The sequence below is a fragment of the Nitratireductor sp. StC3 genome (genome assembly GCF_003015025.1).
In the GTDB taxonomy this organism is placed as follows: Bacteria; Pseudomonadota; Alphaproteobacteria; order Rhizobiales; family Rhizobiaceae; genus Mangrovimarina; species Mangrovimarina alexandrii.
This window is the reverse complement of the sequence record NZ_PYBP01000009.1, coordinates 171,995-192,882: the sequence shown is the minus strand read 5'-3', so window position 1 is coordinate 192,882 and position 20,888 is coordinate 171,995. Positions and strand designations below refer to the sequence as shown.

The following is a 20,888-nucleotide window of genomic DNA, read 5'->3' as shown; positions in this document are numbered from 1 at the left end:
TGCCTTCGCGCCGAAACCGATTATGAAGCGGCGCAAGGACGCCATCTTCGGATGGCGCGGTTTCGGCTGCCGACGGAGAAGTTTGCGCCATGACGACAATCGTATCCAACCCCAAGCGCATCACGGTGTTCGGCGGGTCCGGCTTTCTCGGCCGCCATGTCGTGCGCGCGCTCGCCCGGCGCGGCTATCTCGTGCGCGTCGCCTGCCGCCGGCCCGACCTCGCCGGCCATTTGCAGCCGCTCGGCAATGTCGGCCAGATCCAGGCGGTCCAGGCCAATCTGCGCTATCGTTGGTCGGTGGACCGCGCGCTCGAGGGCTCCGACTACGCCGTCAACGCGGTCGGCATCCTGTTTGAATCGGGGCGCCAGCGCTTTTCGGCCGTCCAGGATTTCGGCGCACGCGCGGTGGCCGAGGCCGCCCGTGCCGCCGGCGTCGGCATGACCCAGGTTTCAGCCATCGGCGCCGACTCACAAGCCGAATCTACCTACGCCCGCTCCAAGGCGCTGGGCGAGCAGGCGGTGCGCGAGACCCTGCCCGACGCGGTCATCGTGCGCCCCTCGATCCTGTTCGGTCCCGAGGACGATTTCTTCAACCGTTTTGCCGGCATGGCCCGTTTTTCGCCGGTCCTGCCCCTGGTCGGCGGCGGACACACCCGCTTCCAGCCGGTTTATGTCGCCGACGTTGCGGAAGTCGTGGCGCGTGCCGTCGACGGCAATCTGGCCGCCGGCACGACCTACGAGCTCGGCGGGCCGGAAGTGCTCAGCTTCCGCGAATGCATGGAAAAGATGCTGGAGGTGGTTGAGCGCAAGCGCATGTTCGTCGATTTGCCCTGGTCGCTGGCGCGTCTGCAGGCCTGGTTCCTCGAATTCCTGCCAACCCCCCTCTTGACCCGCGATCAGGTCACGCTGCTCCAGTCCGACAATGTCGTCTCCGAGGCCGCGATCCAGGACGGCCGCACGCTGGACGGGCTCGGCATCCGGCCGCAGGCGCTCGAGACCATTCTGCCCACCTATCTGTGGCGCTACCGCAAGACCGGCCAGTTCGTCACCGGCAAGGTGGCCTGACCGGTCTTGGATCTGCCCTTCACCCTGCTGCCGGACGGGTTTGGCGTCGCGGCGGCGGCGATATTGGTGAGTGCCAGTTTCTTCACCTCGGCGCTGACGGCCACTTTCGGTGTCGGCGGCGGCGTGGCCATGCTCGCGCTGATGGGCCTGTTCATCCCCGTCGCCGCGCTGATACCCGTCCACGGCGCGGTCCAGCTTGGCTCCAACACCGGTCGGGCCTGGCATCAGCGGGCCAATGTGTACTGGGCAATCGCCGCCCCCTTTCTGATCGGCAGCGTGATCGGGGCGGCCGGCGGCGCCTTCTTCGTCGTGCAACTGCCCGACGCGCTGCTCAAGCTCGCGCTCGGCCTGTTCGTCATCGTCGTCACCTGGAGCCGCATTCCCGGCATCGGCCGGCTCGGGGCGGCCGGCTTGACGCTGGGCAGCGCGGTGCTCGCCTTCGTCACCATGTTCATGGGCGCGACCGGGCCGTTGCTGTCGGCCTTCTTCGCCCAGCTTTTCCCTGACGACCGCAAGGCGCTGGTGGCCACCCACGCGGCCGGCATGACGGTTCAGCACGCGCTCAAGCTCGTCGTCTTCGGGCTCGCCGGGTTCGCCTTCTGGCACTGGCTGCCGCTGATCGCGGCGATGATCGCCTCCGGCTATCTCGGTACGGTTTACGGTACGCGGCTGTTGGAGGCGCTGCCGGAGACGGCGTTCCGCCAAGGTTTCCGTATCGGCATCACCCTTCTGGCACTCGACATGATGCGGCGCGGTGCGATGGCGCTGTTGTAAACCACTTGAGGGTCTGAAAAGCGGTCCCCGCAGACGGGCCGGACCGTTCTGCCGCGATCGCCGTCGCGCGGTCTACCCCCAGACCAGAAGCGCGACCAGGCCGACGGAGCCCACGACCAGCCGCCACCAGCCGAACAGCCGGTAGCCGTGCCGGGAGACGTAGTCGAGCAGGTAGCGCACGACGATCACCGCCATGATGAAGGCCGTGACGAAGCCGACGGCGATGATCGGCAGGTCGGATGCCGACAACACGTCACGGTTTTTGTACAGATCGAAGACGAAGGCGCCGGCCATGGTCGGCATCGCCAGAAAGAAGGAAAACTCCGCCGCCGAGCGCTTGTCGGCGCCCATCAGCAACGCGCCGACGATTGTCGCGCCGGAGCGCGAGGTGCCCGGAATCATCGCCAGGCACTGGAAAAGGCCGATCTTGAAACAGAGGCTCGGCGGATAGTCCATCACGTCCGCATAGCGCGGTTCGAGCGCCAGGCGGTCGACCCACAGCAGGATCACGCCGCCGACGATCAGCATGATGCAGATCAGCATCGGCGTCTCGAACAGCACCGTCTTGATGAAGCCGTGTGCGGCCGCGCCCACGACGGCCGCCGGCAGGAATGCGATCAGGATGCCGGCGACGAAGCGCCTCGTGCGCGCGTCGCTCGGAAAGTCCACGAGCAGCCGCAGCAGCCGGGTGAAATAGACGCTGAGAATGGCCAGTATGGCGCCGAGCTGGATCAGAACCTCGAAGGCCTTGCCGGTCGACTCGAAGCCCATAAAATGGCCGGCAAGCAGGATATGGCCGGTCGAGGAGACGGGTATGAACTCGGTCAGCCCTTCCAGAAGGCCGAGCATCGCCGCGTCCACAATCGTCTGCTGTGCCATCAAATTCTCCGGCTCGTCTTCTGGGCGTCGCCTTGCGTGTCCTGATATGTGCCCCTAAGAGACTGGCCCTTGACGCGACCCTGCCGGAGGCGCGGGAGATTTAGCGCGCCGGTCTTTAAAAGGCCAGAGGCTTGGGCCAGTCGTCATGCGGGATGTGGAGCGCGGCATGAGGAACGATCACATAGTTGCAGGCTGGAGAAGGCGGTCGGGGCCGGTCCCGTCCGCGCCGCCGCGGATCCGGGATGGCCGATTTCCGCCACATCCTTGCGCGATGCGTTAGCGTCCCGCTTGCGCCGAGCCCGTCCAGGGCTTGCCGATGGCAAGTTCCGGGCGCAAACCTGCACTGTCGATTGGCTCCAAACCCACAGTCCGAATCATGCTGACACTGTTTCATCACCCGCTGGTCGCCTCCTGCCGCTACGTGCGCCTGTCCTGCGCCGAATATGGCGAGGACCTGCAGCTCATCGACGAGAAGCCGTGGTTGCGGCGCCCCGAACTGCTTGAAATGAACCCGGCGGGAACCCTGCCGGTGCTGCTCGCCGAGGGTGACACGCCGATCGTCGGCGCCGGCGTGATCGCCGAATATCTTGACGAGACGCGCGGCGCGCTGATGCGCGAGCGCCGGCTTTACGGCGACGATCCGTTCATGCGCGCCGAGATCCGCCGCCTGGTCGACTGGTATTTGGTCAAGACTGACAACGAAGTGACCCGCCATCTGGTGCGCGAGCGCGCCTTCAAGCCGCTGATGACCAGCATGCAGGGCGGAGGCTCGCCGGATTCGGCGGCGATCCGCGCTGCGCGCGCCAATGTGAAGCCGCACCTGAAATACACCAACTGGCTGGCCGGCACGCGCGACTGGCTGGCCGGCGACCGGCTCTCCTATGCCGACCTTGCCGCCGCCGCGGCGCTGTCGGTGCTCGATTATCTCGGCGAGGTGCCGTGGGAGGACTATCGCGCCGCGCGCGACTGGTACGGGCGCATCAAGTCCAGACCGTCGTTCCGTTCGCTGCTCGCCGACCGCGCGCCGGGCCTGTCGCCGGTGTCGCACTACGCCGATCTGGATTTTTGACCATGAGCCAGTCCGCGCGGCCGACAACGAGCCCCCTGCGGACCTTCCTCGATCGCGAGGCGGCCGCCGTTGGGTTCGACCTCGTGCGCGTGGTGCGGCCCGATGCCGTGCCGGATCTGCCGCAGCGGCTGCGGCAATTCGTCGATGACGGCTATCACGCCACGATGGGCTGGCTCGCCGAACGCATGGAGGCGCGCGCCGCCCCGCACCGGCTCTGGCCGGAGGTCCGCTCGGTGATCATGCTGGCGATGAATTACGGGCCGGACCACAACCCGCTCGCGGATCTCGCGCGCACCTCGTGCGGGGTGATTTCCGTCTATGCGCAAAACCGCGACTATCACGACGTGGTCAAGGGCAAGCTCAAGCAGCTTGCCGGCAAGCTGGCCGCGCGCGCCGGCGCCGACGTCAAAGTGTTCGTCGACACGGCCCCGGTGATGGAAAAGCCGCTGGCCGCCGCCGCCGGTCTCGGCTGGCAGGGCAAGCACACCAATCTGGTCAGCCGCGGCCACGGGTCCTGGCTTTTCCTCGGCTCGATCTTCACCACGGCCTTTCTGGAGGCCGATAGCGCCGAGGCCGATCATTGCGGACGCTGTCGCGCCTGCCTCGACATCTGCCCCACCAACGCCTTTCCCGCGCCCTACCGGCTCGATGCGGGCCGCTGCATCTCCTACCTTACCATCGAGCATCACGGCCCGATCCCGCGCGCGCTGCGTCCGGCGATCGGCAACCGCATCTATGGCTGCGACGATTGCCTGGCGGTCTGTCCGTGGAACAAGTTCGCCAGGCGCGCTTCCGAGGCCAAGCTGGCCGGCCGGGCCGACCGGCGCGCGCCAGCCTTGCGCGACTTGCTGACGCTCAACGACGCGGCCTTTCGCAGCCTGTTCTCCGGTTCGCCGGTCAAGCGCACCGGGCGCGACCGTTTCGTGCGCAACGCGCTGGTTGCGGCCGGCAATTCGGGCGACGCCGCGCTGGTGCCGGCCTGCCGAAGCCTGCTCGACGACACCGCGCCGGTGGTGCGCGGCGCCGCTGTGTGGGCGTTGTCGCGGCTTCTGCCGGCGCGGGATTTTCTCGTTCTCGACGCCGCACGCGGCGCCGATCCCGACGAGAGCGTGTACGAGGAATGGCAGGCGGCGAGCGCGGCCGCGCGCACCGGAAACGACAGGGAGTTCGCATGAGGCTGATGATCTTCGGCGCCGGCTATTCCGGCCGCGCCATTGCACGACATATGCGCGCCGAAGCCGAGTGGATCACCGGCACAACCCGCTCGCCGGAGAATTTCGGCCGTCTCCGCGCTGCGGGGATCGAGCCGTTGGTCTTCGACGGGGAAACGTCCGATCCGGAGCTGCGCGAACGCCTGTCACAGGCAACGCATCTCGTCGTTTCGATCGCGCCGAAGAGCGAGGCCGATCCGGTTCTGGCCGCTTTCGCCGGTCTTATCCGGCGCGACATGCCGGAACTCGCCTGGATCGGCTACCTGTCGACCATCGGCGTCTATGGCGACCATGACGGTGCGTGGGTCGACGAGGACACCGCGCCGCGTCCGGTCTCGCCGCGTTCGATCGCGCGCGTGGCGGCCGAAGAGGCCTGGCTGGCGCTCGGCCGCGAACGGGGCGTTCCGGCCGCCATATTGCGGCTTTCGGGCATTTACGGCCCCGGCCGCAACGCGCTCTTGAACCTGTCGAAGGGCACGGCCCGGCGCCTGGTCAAGCGCGGCCAGGTCTTCAACCGCATCCATGTCGCCGACATCGCCGGCGCCACCGCCCATCTCGCGCGCGCTGCGAAGGGCGGCATCTTCAACGTCACCGACGACGAGCCGGCGCCGCCGCAGGACGTGGTCGAGTTCGCCGCCGAAACGATGGGCGTGGCTCCGCCGCCGGAAATCCCGTTCGCGGAAGCCGAGCTGTCGCCGATGGCGCGCTCCTTCTGGGCCGAGACCAAGCGGGTGTCGAATGCGCGCATCAAGGCGGCGGGCTATCGCTTCGCCTATCCCGACTACCGCGCCGCGCTGAGCGGCCTGTGGCGGGACGGGGCCTGGGAGATCGAACCGGGCGCCTGAGCGTCGTCGCGTCGGCGGCACCGGCATGGTATGATTCGGGCAAGGTCGGGCGGCGAGAGCGGGAGCGCATCATGACTTTGAAGGCTTTTTTGCACGCAGGCGCGGTAGCGGCGCTGGTCGCCCTTGGCGGCGCCGCGACGATGCCGGCACAGGCCGGCGAGCCGCTCGCCAAGTCCCTGTTCGGCGCCAAGCGCCTGCCGGCCGCGACCACGCCGCGGGCCTGGGGCTTTTATTCCAAGGGGTGTTTTTCCGGCGGGATGGCGATTGCGGTCGACGGCCCCAACTGGCAGGCCATGCGCGTGTCGCGCAACCGCCGCTGGGGTCATCCGCAGATGATCCGGCTGATCGAAAGACTGTCGCGCGAGGCGGTGGCCGATGGCTGGCCGGGCCTGCTCGTCGGCGACATCTCGCAGCCGCGCGGCGGACCGATGCTGACCGGGCACGCCTCGCACCAGATCGGGCTCGACGCCGATATCTGGCTGACGCCGATGCCGGATCGGCGCCTTACCGCCTCCGAGCGCGAAAATCTGAGCGCGACCTCGGTGCTGCAGCAAGGCTCGCTCTACGTCGACGACCGCATCTGGACGCCGGCCCATGCGGCTCTGCTCAAGCGCGCCGCCGGCTACGCGGAGGTCGAGCGCATCCTGGTCCATCCCGGTATCAAGAAGAAGCTCTGCGACACGGTGACGGGCAACCGAGCCTGGCTCTCCAAGATCAGGCCGTTCTGGGGCCATCACTATCATTTCCATGTCCGGATTGGCTGTCCCGACGGCTCGACCGGCTGCCGTAGCCAGAAGCCGCCGCCGTCGAGCGACGGTTGCGACAAGTCGCTGGCCTGGTGGTTCACGGAGGAGCCCTGGCGTCCGGCCAAGGGGCCGGCCAAACCCAAGGCGCGCGACGTCATGGTGATGAAGGACCTGCCGGCCGCGTGCCGCCAGGTGCTCGAGGCGCCGGCGCCGGTGTCCGAGGCCGCCGTGACCATCGGCGGCGATGCCGTCGCCGCGCCGCCGATCGCAGCCAGCGCCTTTGCCGCCACGCCGCGCCGCGAAATTCCCTTGCCCGAGCCGCGTCCGCGGCGCTGAACCGGCCAATGCCCGGCTTTTCGGCGGCAGGGGCTTGCCCTAAACTTTTTAAACCGGTTTAAGAGCCGAAACGGACCGGCGGGAAGGGATCAGGCGTGTCGGAAAGGCTGCGTCTTGCGCTGATCGCGCATGACAAGAAAAAGGACGATTTGGTTGCCTTTGCGCGCCGGCACCGCGCGCGGCTGGCCGGCTGCACGCTCTACGCCACCGGCACCACCGGCGGGCGCATCGTGGAGGCCTGCCCGGAGCTGACGGTTACCCGCATGAAGAGCGGTCCGCTCGGCGGCGACCAGCAGATCGCCGCGCTGATCGCGGAAGGCGGCATCGAGGCGCTGGTGTTTTTCGTCGATCCGCTGACGGCGATGCCGCACGATGTCGACGTCAAGGCGCTGATGCGGCTCGCAATCGTCTATGATATCCCCATGGCGCTCAACCGGTCGACCGCCGAAGCGGTTCTCGGCCGTATCCGGGCGCCCGGTAAAAGCGATCCAGCTTCAGAAACGGACGGCAGGTAGGACGACATGCCCATGGCGGAGGATGCCGACACGGTTCTCAAATTCCCGATCCTGATCGGCGACATCGGCGGCACCAATGCCCGCTTCGCCATCCTGGTCGATTCCTATGCCGAGCCGAAACAGTTCCCGATCGTGCAGACGGCCGATTTCGCCACGATCGACGAGGCCATCCAGGCTTCGATCCTCGACCGCACCTCGATCATCCCGCGCTCGGCCGTGCTGGCCGTCGCCGGTCCGATCGACGGCGACGAGATCGCGCTGACCAATTGCGACTGGGTGGTGCGGCCGAAGGCGATGGCCGCCGCGCTCGGTCTCGAGGACATCGTGCTGCTGAACGATTTCGAGGCCCAGGCGCTGGCTGTGATCGCGCTCGGGGAGGAGCATATGGTCAAGATCGGCGGGGGAGAGGTCGAGCCCAATGCCGGCCGGATCGTGCTCGGCCCGGGTACCGGTCTCGGCGTCGCCGGCCTGGTCCATGCCTGCCATACCTGGATTCCGGTGCCCGGCGAGGGCGGGCATGTCGACATGGGCCCGCGCACCGCGCGCGATCTCGCCGTCTTTCCGCATCTGGAGCCGATCGAGGGACGGATTTCGGCCGAGCAGCTTTTGTGCGGTCGCGGCCTGGTCAATCTCTACCGCGCCATCGCGGCGGCGGACGGCAGCGAAGCGCCATTGTCCACGCCGGCAGAGATCACCGCCGCCGCTCTCGACAAGAGCGATCCCGTCGCCGAGGAGGCGCTGGCCATGTTCGTGGTTGGCCTGGGCCGGCTGGCGGGCGACCTGGCGCTGGTGTTCATGGGGCGCGGCGGTGTTTACCTGACCGGCGGCATTGCCCAGAAGATCGTGCCGGCGCTGAAGGAACCGGCTTTCCGTGCGGCATTCGAGGACAAGGCGCCGCACAGCGACCTGCTCGGGCAGGTCCCGGTCTTCGTCATCACCCATCCTTTGGCTGCACTGACCGGGCTGGCCGCCTATGCGCGCACGCCCGCCCGGTTCGGCGTCGAGATCGACAGCCGTCACTGGCATATCCGGTGAGGCCATGGCTGCGCCGGCTTGACGCCGGTGTTGCAGCGAAGGCATAGGCATTGCCCGGCGATGACGCTAAGAGGGGCATTCCCGTCGGCCGGCGGGTTGCCGCTACCGACCGCGTTGATGCGGCCGGACGGCGGCGCGCTTTTCTCCCGGGCGGCCGAAGGGTCTTCGACCCGCCCGCAACGATCGGAATAGCACGTGACGCCACAGGGATTGCACAGGCCATCGATCGATCCCGGCGAAGTCGTCGCGATCCTGCGCCGCGTGATACGCGAGAACGGGCGCGAATACCTGCCGCATTATGGTTTCGCCGTGCTCTGCCTGATCGCGGTGGCCGGCACCACCGCCTTCGTCGCCTGGATCATGAAGGATGTCGTCGACAGCATCTTCAATGACCGCCGCTACGACCTGATCGTACTGATCTGCGGCAGCATCGCCGCCGCCTTCGTGCTGCGCGGGCTGGCCACCTACGGCCAGGCCGTGCTGCTGGCCAAGATCGGCAACAATCTCGTGGCGCGGTACCAGAGGCGGCTCTTCGATCATCTGATGCACCTCGGGGTCGATTTCTTCGCCGATACGCGCTCTGGCCAGCTCGCCGCGCGCATCAACGAAAACGTCAACGGCATTCGCGATCTTCTGTCGATGACGCTCACCTCGATCGCCCGCGACGCGGTCTCGCTGGTGGCGCTGGTCATCGTCATGATCATCCAGGATCCGGTTCTGTCGCTGGTGGCGTTCCTCATCGGTCCGCCGCTGATCTACACCGTCAACCGGCTGATGCGCCGGCTGCGGCGCGTGACGCGCGAATCGGTCGAGATCAACGCCCATCTGATCGGCGCCATGCAGGAGGCCGTTCAGGGCATCGCCATCGTCAAGGCCTTCACGATGGAAGGTCAGCTCTCGGACCGGCTGTCGCGGCTGATCGACGATGCCGAATACCGCGCCAACAAGATCGCCCGGGTGTCGGAGCGCACCACGCCGATCGCCGAGATCCTGGCCGGTTTCGCGGTCGCCGGCGTCATCGCCTATGCCGGGTATCGTACCGCCTTCGCGCAGGAGCCGCCTGGCGCGGTGATCTCCTTCATCACCGCGTTGCTGCTCGCCTACGATCCGGCGCGCCGGTTGGCCCGGGTCCAGGTCAATCTCGAAAAGTCGCTCGTCAATGCGCGCATGATCTACGAGATTCTCGACATCGAGCCGCGCCAGCGCGATCGCGAGGGCGCGCCGGCGCTGGCGGTTGCGGGCGGCGAGGTACGGTTCGACAAGGTCACTTTCGGCTACACACCCGACATGCCGGTGCTGAGCGATGTCAGTTTCGTCGCCGCTCCCGGCCGCAAAACTGCGATTATCGGCGCCTCGGGCGCCGGCAAGACCACGGTGATCGCGCTGCTGCAGCGCTTCTACGACGTGTGGGACGGCACGATTTCGATCGACGGCCAGGACATTGCCGGCGTGACCAAGCAGTCATTGCGCCAGTCGATCGCCTATGTCTCGCAACAGCCTTACCTGTTCGAAGGCACGATCCGCGACAATATCCGCTACGGCCGCCCGGATGCCAGCGATGCCGAGATCGAGGCGGCGGCGCGCCAGGCTCATGCCGACACCTTCATCGCCGCTCTGCCATTGGGTTACGACACACAGGTGGGCGAAAACGGCATGACCTTGTCGGGCGGTCAGCGCCAGCGGCTGTCGATCGCGCGCGCGATCGTGCGCAACGCGCCGATCCTGCTGCTCGACGAGGCGACGTCGGCGCTCGACAGCGAATCGGAGGCGCGTGTCCAGCAAGCGCTCGAAACCGTGATGGAAGGCCGCACCACCATCGTGATCGCCCACCGGCTGTCGACCGTGATCGACGCCGATCATATCATCGTGCTCGAGGCCGGGCGCCTGGTCGAGGAAGGCACGCACAAGCAGTTGATGCGCGACCGGGATGGGCTTTATTACCGCTTTAACCAGATGCAGGGCGCCAGCACTCTGGAACTCGTGCGCGACGTTGCCGGCAAGCCCGGCACAGCGGCCGCGCGCAGGAAATCGGCAGGGAGCAAATCGTGAGCGCGATGAAACTGGTCGTTGTCGGCGCCGCCGGCCGCATGGGGCAGACCCTGATCCGCGTCATTCGCCAGACCGAGGGCGTCTGCCTTTCCGGCGCGGTGGAGAGGACCGGATCGCCCTTTGTCGGTCGCGATGCCGGCGAACTGGCCGGCATCGGCATGCTCAACGTCGCAATCAGCGATGACCCGCTGCCGGTATTCGCCGAGGCGGACGGTGTCCTGGATTTCACCGTGCCGGCAGCCACGGTCGAGTTTGCCGGCTATGCCGCGCAGGCCCGCATCGCCCATGTCATCGGCACCACGGGCTGCGCGCCGGAGGACGAGGCCGCGATCACGGCCGCCGCCCGCCACGCCACGATCGTGAAGTCGGGCAATATGAGCCTGGGCGTCAATCTGCTCGGCGTGCTGGTACGCCAGGCGGCGGCGGCGCTGGACGAGGATTTCGACATCGAGATCGTCGAGATGCATCACCGCCACAAGGTGGACGCACCCTCGGGCACGGCATTGCTGCTCGGCGAGGAGGCGGCCGCCGGACGCGGCATTTCGCTGGGCGAGCACAGCGTGCGGGTGCGCGACGGCCATACCGGCCCGCGCCCCAACGGTGCGATTGGGTTCGCCACCTTGCGCGGCGGCTCCGTCGTCGGCGAACATCAGGTCATGCTGGCCGGCGAGGGCGAGCGCCTCGTGCTGTCGCATCAGGCCGAGGATCGCACCATCTTCGCCCGCGGCGCGGTCAAGGCGGCGCTTTGGGCGCATGGTCGCAAGCCCGGGCTTTATTCGATGCTCGACGTCCTGGGTCTGGAAGGGCGATGACCCGCCACTGGGGCATGTATTTCCGTAAATCGCTGTTTTCGGTCGACGCGGTCGATTTCGCCGAAATCGTCGCGGCCATGCGGGTCGGAGATCAGTTTTCGCAATCGGCAAGCCAATAGGGAGACCCCATGTCAGGCACACTCGTCCTCGTTCGCCACGGCCAGAGCGAATGGAACCTCAAGAACCTTTTCACCGGCTGGCGCGACGTCGACCTGACGGAAAAGGGCCATGCCGAGGCCAAAGCGGCCGGAGCGCTGTTGAAGGCGCGCGGCACGACGTTCGACATCGCCTTCACCTCGGTGCTGATGCGCGCGCAGAAGACCTGCCAGCATATTCTCGACGCACTTGGCCAGAGCGATCTGAAGACCGAGCGCGATCTGGCGCTCAACGAGCGCGACTATGGCGATCTGGCCGGGCTCAACAAGGACGACGCGCGCGCCAAATGGGGCGAGGAACAAGTGCATATCTGGCGCCGTTCCTATGATGTCCAGCCGCCCGGCGGCGAAAGCCTGCGCGACACCGGCGCGCGCGTATGGCCCTATTACCTGCACGTTATCCAGCCGCACGTGCTGCGCGGCGAGACCGTTCTGGTCGCCGCCCACGGCAATTCGCTGCGCGCGCTGATCATGGCGCTCGACGGGCTGAAGCCCGATGAGGTGGTGAAGCTCGAACTGGGCACCGGCGTTCCGATCGTCTACCGGCTGAATGCCGATTCGACCGTGGCGTCGAAGGATATTCTGAAATAGCAGGGGCGACGGGCCGCCACGGTGCGGGCCCGGCGCCATCCGGGCCCTTTGGCGTCGGGCCTGCTTAGCGACGCGGGGCCTCTTTTGCCTCGGCGGCCCCGCCGAGGACCGCCCCGCCCATGGCTGCGACCTGGAAATCGACAACGGCCTTGGTCAGGCCCGAAACCGCAGTTGCAAGATCGGGTGCCGCCGGTGTCTGGCTGGTCGAGGCCGGCGTGGAGAAGGCGCGCGCCTTTTGGCGTTGCGCCAGCCGCCGCTTGAGGTCGATTTTGCCCGCGGCCTCCAGATTTTCGAAACGCAAGCCGGCATCGAACTTGCGCGCCAGCGCCTTCATTGCCTGGTTCTGCGGATGGGTGGTCACGTAAAGGCTGACATGGCCGAGCGCCACCGCGCGCTCGATAAGGCGCTCGAACAGCCGGCTGCCGATGCCCCGATGCTGCCAGGCGCGTTCGACGCTGAACGCGATTTCGGCCGATTTTTCCGGCATGTCGGCGCGCTCGTGCAATTCGGCTGCGCCGCGCAGGGCGTCGTCCTCGAAATAACCGACCACCAGTGTCCGCCCGTCAAAGCAGCGTGCGGCGTAGGCGGTCACGAAACGGTCGTCGGTTACGCCATTGAAGCGGTCGCGCCGGCTCGACGCGTCGAGCCGCAACAAATGCTCGCGGAAAAGCGGCAGGTCGCGCGGCGGCAGCACGCGGATCGTACCGGACAGAGACGGAAGCGGGTGGCGCCTGGCCATGTGTCAAACATCCTCGCGGTATTCCTCCCCGAGTCGTCGACTCTTTGCATGCCATGCATATTGTGCACCGCACACAAAAGAACAAGCCGCTGGTGGCGGCGTTCGCGAATGGCAGATACCTGCCTGGCGCATGGCTGTGGGCGGCGGGCCAAACCGCGTGGTCGGCCGCCGCGTTGCAATCAGAATTTGTAGCCGATCCGTGCGGTTACGGTGTCGAGGCGTGCGTCGATCAGCGTGTTGTCGAATTCCTCGAAATCGAAATGCGTGTATTGCAAGCCGAGCAGCAAATTGTCCGTCAGCGCGTAGTCGACATTGGCGCCGAGGGTCCAGCCCCAATCCTGCAATCTGATATTGGTGGTGGCGTAGACGGCGCCGCCATGTGCCGACACCAGAAGCCTGTCCATGGCGTAGCCGGCACGCAACTTGGCCGCCACCGCGTCATTGGCGTAGATTTTGATCGGCGCGCGTTCGAAGCGGATGTCGAGATTGGTGTATTCGACCTCCGCGCCCACGACCACGGAGCCGAACTGGTGCAGGTAGCCGGCATGGGCGCCGACGACCCAGTCCTCGCCGTGATCCGGGAAAGGCGGGACGAAGGACCGGTCGACATCGTTCATCCACGAATAGCCGACGCTGGCGCCGACATAGGCGCCCGTCCACCCGAAGCGTTCGGGAGCGATTTCAGGGGCTTCGATGATGTCGATATCGGCTGCCGAGGCAGTGCCGGCGGCTGCCAGCAGAAAAAGGCATGAAAGCGCCTTGCGCATCGAAAGGCTCCCTAACGATCCATAAACCATGTTGGGAAAATTACGCGCTTATGGTTTCCGATTGCTTAACGGGTGCCGGGCACGCGAAACCTTGTTTACGTTCTCTCAAAATTTGCGGCGCAAAATTGCAGATCAATCGGGACGAGGGCCGAAAAAATGGAAATTCTGCGCCGGCTTGACGCGCTGTTGGAATGGCTGACGCCGCCGCAATACCGCAACGACCTGCATGTGCAGAAACGCGTGCGCATGTTTTTGATCAGTCACATGTTCGGCCCGATCATGGGCGCGCCGATCCCGGTCTTCCTGGCCGTCGTCGACCCCAGCCCGTGGCCGCACGTGCCCCTGCTCGCCGCTTCGATCGCGGCGTTCTGGCTGTTTCCCGTCGCGCTGAAACTGCTGCCGAACCATTATACCGGGCTGGCGCTTTTGTCGGTCTTCAACCTGAATTTCGCAATTCTCTGGGGCTCGTATCACTATGGCGGGGCAAGTTCGCCCTTCCTGATGTGGCTTCTGGTCATGCCGCTGCTGGCGTTTTTCTATCTCGGCTCGAACATGAACACGCGCATCATCATCTTTGCGCAGATCGCCTTCGGGCTTGCTTCGTTCTATGCCGCTTTCCTGTTGGAAAACTCCTTTCCCGCGCATATCCCCGTCCAGGACATGGTGGAGATCGGCGTCATCTCCGCCTTCTGCGCGGCGACCTATGTGTTCTTCATGGCGAGCTACTATTCGCGGGTGGTCGATTCCCAGTCCGAACTGCTGAAGGAGATCGATCGCCACCAGGACACGATGAAGATGCTCAGGGCCTCCAAGGAGGAAGCCGAGCGCGCCAACGGTGCCAAGTCGGAGTTCCTGGCCAAGATGAGCCACGAACTGCGCACGCCGCTCAATGCCGTACTCGGCTATTCAGAAATCCTGCTGGAAGACGCCGAGCTCGAGGGGCGCGGCGAGGACATCGCCGACCTGCAGAAGATCAGCGCCGCAGGCAAGCATCTGCTCGCGATGGTCAACGACATCCTCGACATCTCCAAGATCGAGGCCGGCAAGATGGAACTCAACGTCGAACCCATCGATCTCGCCGGTCTCATCGACGAAATCGAGGCGACGGGCCGGCCGCTGGCCGCCAAGAACACCAACGCCTTCATCGTCGATCGCGCGCCTGATCTGGGCACGATGAACGCCGATGCCACCAAGTTGCGCCAAACGATTTTCAACCTTCTGAGCAATGCGGCCAAATTTACCCAGAACGGCGAGATCACGTTCTCGGCTCGTCGCGAGCGGCGCGGCGGGGCCGACTGGGTGGTGATCGCGGTCCGAGACACCGGCGCGGGCATCGCGCGCGAGCAGCAGGCCAATTTGTTCTCCAATTTCGCCCAGGCAAATCCCGCGATCGCCGCCAAATATGGCGGTACCGGGCTGGGGCTGTCGCTGAGCCAGAATCTATGTCGCCTGATGGGCGGTTGGATTTCGGTTGAAAGCGAACTCGGCAAGGGGTCGTGCTTCACCGTGCACCTTCCCGCCGGAACCGAGGCCAATGCCGAGGCCGGCGAGCGCGAGATGCTTGCCGATGCGATGGCCGAAACCCGCGAACGCAAGACCGGTTTCGCCGGCCTGTCGACCGGCGAGGGCAGCGAGCGGCAAAAGATCCTGATCGTCGACGACGACGTGGTGTTTCTCGAACTGGCCGAGCGCATGCTGATCAAGGAGGGCTTCAGTCCGGTTTGCACCGACGCGCCCGAATCGGTCCTGCAGATCGCACGCACCGTCATGCCGACCGCGATCCTGATCGACATCCAGATGCCGGGCCTCAACGGTTGGGACGTGCTCGACACGCTGCGCTCGGACCCCGTGACGGCGTCGATCCCGGTCTTCATGCTGTCGATCTACGAGGAGCGCCACAAGGCGCGCGAAAACGGCGCCTCGGGCCTGATCTCCAAGCCGCTCGACATCAACAAGCTGAAATCCGCCATGCGCGCCGTGCAAAAGCAGGAAGCCGACGCCGCGCCCGCACGCGCGACGGGCTAGCCAATCGAGGCGATCATGACTGTGGTTCTCATTGTCGAAGACAATCCGATCAATCGCGATGTTCTCGGGCGCCGGCTGGAACGCCGGGGCTATAACATACGCTTCGCCGAGGACGGGCCGGCCGGCGTTCGTGCCGCGGGCGAGGTGATGCCCGATGTCATCTTGATGGATATCGGGCTGGGCGAGATGGATGGCTGGGAGGCGACGCGGCGTATCAAGGCCGACCCCCGCACCGAGGCGATCCCAATCATCGCGCTGACGGCGAGCGCGTTCGAATCCGACCGGGTCAAGAGCCTCGAGGCGGGCTGTTGCGATTTCGACACCAAGCCCGTGGACCTGCAGCGTCTGCTGGGAAAGATCGAGGGCAGCCTGCAGGCCCGCCCGTGATCGAAGGGGGGCGGCGGGCAACCGCGCCCGATCCCGGCATCCCGCTGCCGGCTCCAATCTTGGCCGCCGAGCGCGCGCCAGCCTGACCGTGTGATCGATACGGCTCGGGGCGGCCGAGCCGCTTTCACGCCGGTCGGTGTTGTGGGGACTCGGGATTTCGAAAAGGGCAGCCCCGCCGCGCGCACGGGGCCGGCGCCGGCGATCGTTGCCGTCGGCGTTGCGCGCTGCTCAGGCGGCGGCCACGACGTCCCGCGCCAACAGCATGGCGCGCAGTTTCTGGAAATCGAGCGGCTTCTGCAGCACGTAGGGCACGGTCAAGCCGAGCGCCTCGGCCCTGGCCTGGGTCTGCTGGAGAACCGTCTCCTGCTCGCCGCTGACGATCAGGATCCGTCCCGCAAAACCGGCTTCGGCCAAAAGCCGCATCAGGTCGAACGCGTCCAGGTTCGGCATGTTGATGTCGAGCGCCATGATGTCGGGCGAGAGCGCTCGCGCGATGTTCAACACACCGCGCGAGTCGGAGGTCGCGAACGCCTCGAACCCGCAACGCTCGGCCACGCGCACGACGAGTTCGGCCGAGGCCGCGTCGTCGTCGACGGCAAGCAGGCGAAGGGCGCGCGAAGTCCGGCCGTTCATGGAACGATGTCCTCAGGCCGCGTTCGATGCGGCTTCCCAGCCGCGAACGGAACCGGGCGAGGGATCGTTTTCGCGATAGGAGCGAAATTCGAGATCGGCATGGCGCATGGCCTCGCGCATCAGCCGCACCAGCATGTCGACGTCCTCGGCAGAGTGATCGGCCATCACCTGCACCCTGAACCGCGCTCCTCCTTGCGGCACGGCCGGATACTCGACCAGATTGGCGATCGCGCCGACCGAGGCCAGTTCGCGCGAGGCGATCCGCGCCAGGCCCTCCGCCCCCACGCGCACCGGCACGATCGGCGACGGGTCGCCGAGCGTTTCCATGCCGGCTTTGGCCATTTCGTTGCGCATGTAGAGGATGTTGTCCATCAGCCTGCGGCGGCGCTCGCGCCCCTCCTGCGAGCGCACGATCTCGAACGCGGCCAGCACGGTTGCCGCCTGAACCGGCGACAGCGCGTTGGAAAAGGTCTGCGTGGCGCTGTAATATTTCAGATATTCGGCGGTTGCCCGGCTCTTGACGGCAACGAAGCCGCCATTCGAGGCAAACGTCTTCGAAAAGCTGCCGATAATGATGTCGACATTGTCGATCATGTTCTGCAGCCCGAGATGGCCGAGGCCGTCATCGCCGATGCAGCCGAAATCATGCGCGCAGTCGACCAGAAGCGTGGCGCCGTATTCGTCGCATGTCGCGCGCAGCGCGGCGATGTCAGGCGTGTCGGAATGCATGGAAAACAGGCTTTCGGTCACCACCAGGATGCCGTTTTCCCGATCGGTGTTGCGGATGCGCTGAAGCCGCCGCGCCAAGCCTTCGACGTTGAGATGACCGTGGAAATGGATGTTCTGCGTTGCGGCCCGGGCGCCTTCCTGAAGACAGGAATGGGCAAGCACGTCGAGCACGACATGGTCGTTGGGCCGCACCAGGCCCTGCACCGAGGCGAAGCCGGCCGACCATCCCGTCGGATAGAGCACGATCTCGCGCTCGTTCAGATAGTCGGAGATGGTCCGCTCCAGCTGCAGCGATTGGCGAGTATTGCCCAAAAGCGCCGCCGAGCCGGCACTGTGCACGCCGTATTCCTCGATCGCCTCGATCGCCGCTTCTTTGATCTGCGGGTGTGAGGCCAGGCTAAGATAGTCCTGCGAGGCGAAATTCACCCCGGATACCTCCTCGCCGCAGTCGGTGCGTGCCGAACAATGCGTTTTCGGCGCCGAGGCGGTGGATTTGGCGTAGGGCCACAACCCGTGTTCGCGCCGTTCATCCTGCCAGGCGAAAAACCCGTCGCCGCGTCTGATCAGTTCCGCGCCCGCCGGCTGGCGAAAGTCGCGCAGGCTGCCTTTCAGGGCTGTTTCCGGAATGGCCCGGCCTTGCTTGTTTGCGCTCATATCGAAGTCCCCGTGTTCCATGCTCGCATTTTTCTTTGACGAGACAATACCCGGGACACTTCAATTTCCGATTAAGTGGAATGGTTTATTTTGATTTACAGATTTTCGGAGAGAAAAAATTAACCAAGAGGCAAATGTATGAAAGAATATGTTTATATAAGAAATGCAAAATTTTAATTGAAATAACAATTAATTTCTTTTGAGTTGCGTTGGATTTTCAAATTCATAAAAGTATCAAGTGAAGAACGCCGTCTTTTTTCATGGAAACTGAAACTTAAGCAGGGAGCCCTAGTGTTTCTCGACACAAACCGTGGGGGTTGAGTTGTGCCGATAATGGGGGTCGTGCGCCGGTTGAGCGCCAGTTTCGAGCGCGCGGTGGGGGTGAGTGAACTCGATCCGTCGATCCGCGCGGGTTTGCATCGCCAGCAGATCAGGGCCATCGTAGAGGTTCTGCCGATCGCCGCGGCCGGGGCGATCGTCGCGGCACTGTCGCTGGTATGGGTCGCCGCCGGTACGTCGGCATTTCCGGCGGTCCTGATTTGGGCCGCGGCACTTCTGGTTTCGCTGCGAAGAGGACTGACCTTGTGGCGCGGCAGCGTGCACGACGGCGCCCCAGGCGACGGGACGCTGCGCGCCATCGTTACCGACACGCTGATTGCCGGAACGCTTTGGGGGCTCGTGCCGATCTTGCTGATAGGGCAGGATCAGGCGACGGTCACCCTGATCACGGCTGTGGCGATCGCCGGCATGTTGAGCGCCGGCGGCCTTATCCTGGTCACCCTTCCGCAGGCGGCACTGGCGTTTCTGGTGCCGATTTTCCTCGGCTCCCTCGTTGCGCTTACCCAGATGCAGGACGGTGCCACAGCGCTTGTTCTGGCCGTACTGCTGGTCTGCTTCATGGCCGTCATCATATTGGCGAGCCAGCGCCATGTGCGCGACTTCGTCGTGCACCGGGTGTCGGAAATGAAGATCAGCGAGCAGAACGAGATCATTTCCCTGTTGCTCAAGGAGTTTGAGGAAAACTCCTCCGACTGGCTGTGGGAATTTGATTGCGACGGACGGATCGATCGGGTTTCGGAGCGCTTCGAGGCCGCGGCCGGCCGCACGCGGGCGGCGCTTGTCGGTGTCGATTTCCTCGCCTTTCTGCAAGGCTTGGGCGATGGAAACGATCCCGTCATCCGCGGCATTAAGACCGCGATCGCCGACGGTGCGCCGTTTTCCGATGTCGAGATCCGGATCGGCGAGGCCCCCGGCGAAACCTGGTGGCGGATGACCGGCAAGCCGGCGCGCGACGAGTTCGGGGCCTATCGCGGCTATATCGGCACGGCGTCCGACGTGACCGCCGAAAAGCAGGCGGAACGGCGCATCAGTTTCCTGGCCCACAACGACGCGCTGACCGGGCTGGTCAATCGCGCCCGTTTCACCGAGCTCTTGAAACAGAACGTTGCCAGGTTGGAGCGCTACGGCTCGCCGTTCGCGGTGCTTTATCTCGATCTCGACCAGTTCAAGGCCGTCAATGACAGCATGGGCCACATGGTCGGCGACAGGCTTTTGGAAATGGTTGCGCGGCGTATCAAGAACATCGTGCGCGAAACCGACATCGCCGCGCGCCTGGGCGGCGACGAATTCGCGCTGATCCTGGCCAATGAATGCGAGACGGCGACGGTCGCCGGCCTGGCGGCGCGGCTGGTCGAGGACCTGTCCAGCCCTTACCAGATCGAGGGCGAATTCGTTTCCATCGGCGTCAGCATCGGCATCGCCGTCGCGCCGATCAACGGCATCCGCCCGGACCAGATTCTGCGCAACGCCGACCTTGCGCTTTATCGCGCCAAGGCCGAGGGGCGCGGCGCCTATCGATTTTTCGAAGCGCAGATGGATTCGGATCTGCGCGAACGCCGCATGCTGGAGGCCGAACTGCGTCAGGCGATCGCGGAAAACGAACTCGTCCTGCATTATCAGCCGCTGGTCTCGGCCGAGGACAATCGCCCCAGCGGCTTCGAGGCGCTGGTGCGCTGGAACCACCCGATCCGCGGTCTCGTTCCGCCGTCGGAATTCATTCCGCTGGCCGAGCAATCGGGGCTCATCAAGCAGATCGGCGATTGGACGATCGAGGCGGCCTGCGCCGCGGCCACGGTATGGCCGGGCGATCTCAACGTCGCGGTCAATCTGTCGGCGCGGCATTTCCAGCTTTCCGACATCGTGTCCGTCGTTCGCGACGCGCTGGACAAGACCGGCCTGCCGCCGCATCGTCTGGAACTCGAGATCACCGAAAGCCTGCTGATCGAAAACCCGGACGAGGTGATCGAGAAGCTCAACCGCATCCAGGCTCTGGGCGTGACGGTGGCGATGGACGATTTCGGCACCGGTTATTCCAGCCTCGCCTATCTGCTGAAATTTCCCTTCGACAAGATCAAGATCGACAAATCCTTCGTCACGGCCTCGTCCGAGGACGCGGTGGCGCGCGATATTCTGCGCTCGATCGTGTCGCTGGGACGCACGCTCAAGATCCACATCACGGCCGAAGGGGTCGAGACGCTCGAGCAGGTCGAGTTCCTGCGCGAGATCGCCTGCAACCAGTTGCAGGGTTTCTATTTCGCCAAGCCGCTGGAGGAACTGGATTTGGCCGGATATGTGCTGGCCAATGCGGCGACGCGGTTTGACGCGCGTGCGGACGATGCTGCCGGAGCGCAGCCCAGAACAGGTGCGACCGGTTGATCAGGCCGTGAAGGGAGGAGGGATGAGGCGGCGGTTCGTCGAATTGCCGCCCACGCCGGCCTGCTCAAGAGCGTTTGCAGGCGAAGTGGAAACCGGTTCGCCGTTCAAAAACGCGTCAAAACGATAAGTCGGAGCCGATCTGCGATCCTGTGAACAGC

At 65.3% G+C, this 20,888-nt stretch carries 20 protein-coding genes; 15 read left to right on the top strand and 5 right to left on the bottom strand.

Going from position 1 to position 20,888, the window contains the following annotated elements; genetic code table 11:
* Nucleotides 1-89 precede the first annotated feature (89 nt).
* Both C7T96_RS18180 and C7T96_RS18175 read left to right on the top strand, forming a co-directional pair.
* On the top strand, nucleotides 90-1,064 hold the full coding sequence (locus C7T96_RS18180) for a complex I NDUFA9 subunit family protein (protein ID WP_106572663.1): 975 nt from the start codon (nucleotides 90-92) through the stop codon (nucleotides 1,062-1,064).
* Between the two features lie 6 nt (nucleotides 1,065-1,070).
* Entirely contained in the window at nucleotides 1,071-1,838 is a 768-nt protein-coding gene (locus C7T96_RS18175) for a sulfite exporter TauE/SafE family protein (protein ID WP_106572662.1), read from the top strand.
* Nucleotides 1,839-1,910: 72 nt separating this feature from the next.
* Here the strand turns inward: C7T96_RS18175 and C7T96_RS18170 are convergent, their stop codons facing one another.
* Nucleotides 1,911-2,717 (bottom strand): undecaprenyl-diphosphate phosphatase, encoded by an 807-nt coding sequence (locus tag C7T96_RS18170; RefSeq protein ID WP_106572661.1) that lies wholly within the window; start codon nucleotides 2,715-2,717, stop codon nucleotides 1,911-1,913.
* A 376-nt stretch (nucleotides 2,718-3,093) separates the two neighbouring features.
* Here C7T96_RS18170 and C7T96_RS18165 point away from each other — a divergent pair, with 376 nt between their 5' ends.
* From C7T96_RS18165 to C7T96_RS18125, 10 genes are all read left to right on the top strand, one after another.
* A complete protein-coding gene (locus C7T96_RS18165; RefSeq protein ID WP_106572660.1) occupies nucleotides 3,094-3,786 on the top strand; it encodes a glutathione S-transferase family protein in 693 nt (230 codons plus the stop codon).
* 2 nt (nucleotides 3,787-3,788) lie between these two features.
* Nucleotides 3,789-4,961, top strand: coding sequence for a tRNA epoxyqueuosine(34) reductase QueG (gene queG / locus C7T96_RS18160; RefSeq protein WP_106572659.1), 1,173 nt, complete (start codon nucleotides 3,789-3,791; stop codon nucleotides 4,959-4,961).
* Nucleotides 4,958-5,842 (top strand): SDR family oxidoreductase, encoded by an 885-nt coding sequence (locus tag C7T96_RS18155; protein WP_106572658.1) that lies wholly within the window; start codon nucleotides 4,958-4,960, stop codon nucleotides 5,840-5,842. Before queG ends, C7T96_RS18155 begins: the two co-directional genes overlap by 4 nt.
* A 71-nt stretch (nucleotides 5,843-5,913) precedes the next feature.
* The gene (gene mepA / locus C7T96_RS18150; RefSeq protein WP_106572657.1) at nucleotides 5,914-6,924 is read left to right on the top strand and encodes a penicillin-insensitive murein endopeptidase; all 1,011 of its coding nucleotides are present in this window, start codon (nucleotides 5,914-5,916) and stop codon (nucleotides 6,922-6,924) included.
* Between the two features lie 95 nt (nucleotides 6,925-7,019).
* A complete protein-coding gene (locus C7T96_RS18145) occupies nucleotides 7,020-7,439 on the top strand; it encodes a methylglyoxal synthase (protein ID WP_106572656.1) in 420 nt (139 codons plus the stop codon).
* A gap of 6 nt (nucleotides 7,440-7,445) precedes the next feature.
* Nucleotides 7,446-8,474 (top strand): glucokinase, encoded by a 1,029-nt coding sequence (locus tag C7T96_RS18140; protein ID WP_106572655.1) that lies wholly within the window; start codon nucleotides 7,446-7,448, stop codon nucleotides 8,472-8,474.
* Between the two features lie 195 nt (nucleotides 8,475-8,669).
* Nucleotides 8,670-10,523: an ABC transporter ATP-binding protein gene (locus C7T96_RS18135; RefSeq protein ID WP_106572654.1), complete on the top strand. Its 1,854-nt coding sequence runs from the start codon at nucleotides 8,670-8,672 to the stop codon at nucleotides 10,521-10,523.
* Between the two features lie 5 nt (nucleotides 10,524-10,528).
* Nucleotides 10,529-11,335 (top strand): 4-hydroxy-tetrahydrodipicolinate reductase, encoded by an 807-nt coding sequence (dapB, locus tag C7T96_RS18130; RefSeq protein WP_106572653.1) that lies wholly within the window; start codon nucleotides 10,529-10,531, stop codon nucleotides 11,333-11,335.
* The gene (locus C7T96_RS24495; protein ID WP_275069015.1) at nucleotides 11,332-11,454 is read left to right on the top strand and encodes a hypothetical protein; all 123 of its coding nucleotides are present in this window, start codon (nucleotides 11,332-11,334) and stop codon (nucleotides 11,452-11,454) included. The genes dapB and C7T96_RS24495 overlap by 4 nt, the downstream gene beginning before the upstream one ends.
* Before the next feature lie 9 nt (nucleotides 11,455-11,463).
* A complete protein-coding gene (locus C7T96_RS18125; RefSeq protein ID WP_106572652.1) occupies nucleotides 11,464-12,081 on the top strand; it encodes a 2,3-bisphosphoglycerate-dependent phosphoglycerate mutase in 618 nt (205 codons plus the stop codon).
* A gap of 64 nt (nucleotides 12,082-12,145) precedes the next feature.
* Here C7T96_RS18125 and C7T96_RS18120 read toward each other — a convergent pair whose 3' ends face one another.
* Nucleotides 12,146-12,820 (bottom strand): GNAT family N-acetyltransferase, encoded by a 675-nt coding sequence (locus tag C7T96_RS18120; protein WP_106572651.1) that lies wholly within the window; start codon nucleotides 12,818-12,820, stop codon nucleotides 12,146-12,148.
* Nucleotides 12,821-12,999: 179 nt separating this feature from the next.
* Nucleotides 13,000-13,587, bottom strand: coding sequence for an outer membrane beta-barrel protein (locus C7T96_RS18115; RefSeq protein ID WP_158264410.1), 588 nt, complete (start codon nucleotides 13,585-13,587; stop codon nucleotides 13,000-13,002).
* A 156-nt stretch (nucleotides 13,588-13,743) separates the two neighbouring features.
* Between C7T96_RS18115 and C7T96_RS18110 the strand changes: the two genes are divergently transcribed.
* Entirely contained in the window at nucleotides 13,744-15,612 is a 1,869-nt protein-coding gene (locus tag C7T96_RS18110) for an ATP-binding protein (RefSeq protein ID WP_106572649.1), read from the top strand.
* A 15-nt stretch (nucleotides 15,613-15,627) separates the two neighbouring features.
* Nucleotides 15,628-15,999, top strand: coding sequence for a response regulator (locus C7T96_RS18105; RefSeq protein ID WP_106572648.1), 372 nt, complete (start codon nucleotides 15,628-15,630; stop codon nucleotides 15,997-15,999).
* A gap of 228 nt (nucleotides 16,000-16,227) precedes the next feature.
* Here the strand turns inward: C7T96_RS18105 and C7T96_RS18100 are convergent, their stop codons facing one another.
* Both C7T96_RS18100 and C7T96_RS18095 read right to left on the bottom strand, forming a co-directional pair.
* The gene (locus C7T96_RS18100) at nucleotides 16,228-16,632 is read right to left on the bottom strand and encodes a response regulator (protein WP_106572647.1); all 405 of its coding nucleotides are present in this window, start codon (nucleotides 16,630-16,632) and stop codon (nucleotides 16,228-16,230) included.
* A 12-nt stretch (nucleotides 16,633-16,644) separates the two neighbouring features.
* Complete coding sequence (locus tag C7T96_RS18095; protein WP_106572700.1) at nucleotides 16,645-18,015, bottom strand: aminotransferase class I/II-fold pyridoxal phosphate-dependent enzyme; 1,371 nt, start codon at nucleotides 18,013-18,015, stop codon at nucleotides 16,645-16,647.
* A 333-nt stretch (nucleotides 18,016-18,348) separates the two neighbouring features.
* On the opposite strand from C7T96_RS18095, the gene C7T96_RS18090 reads away from it, so the two are divergent.
* Nucleotides 18,349-20,730, top strand: coding sequence for an EAL domain-containing protein (locus C7T96_RS18090; RefSeq protein WP_106572646.1), 2,382 nt, complete (start codon nucleotides 18,349-18,351; stop codon nucleotides 20,728-20,730).
* Nucleotides 20,731-20,888 lie beyond the last annotated feature (158 nt).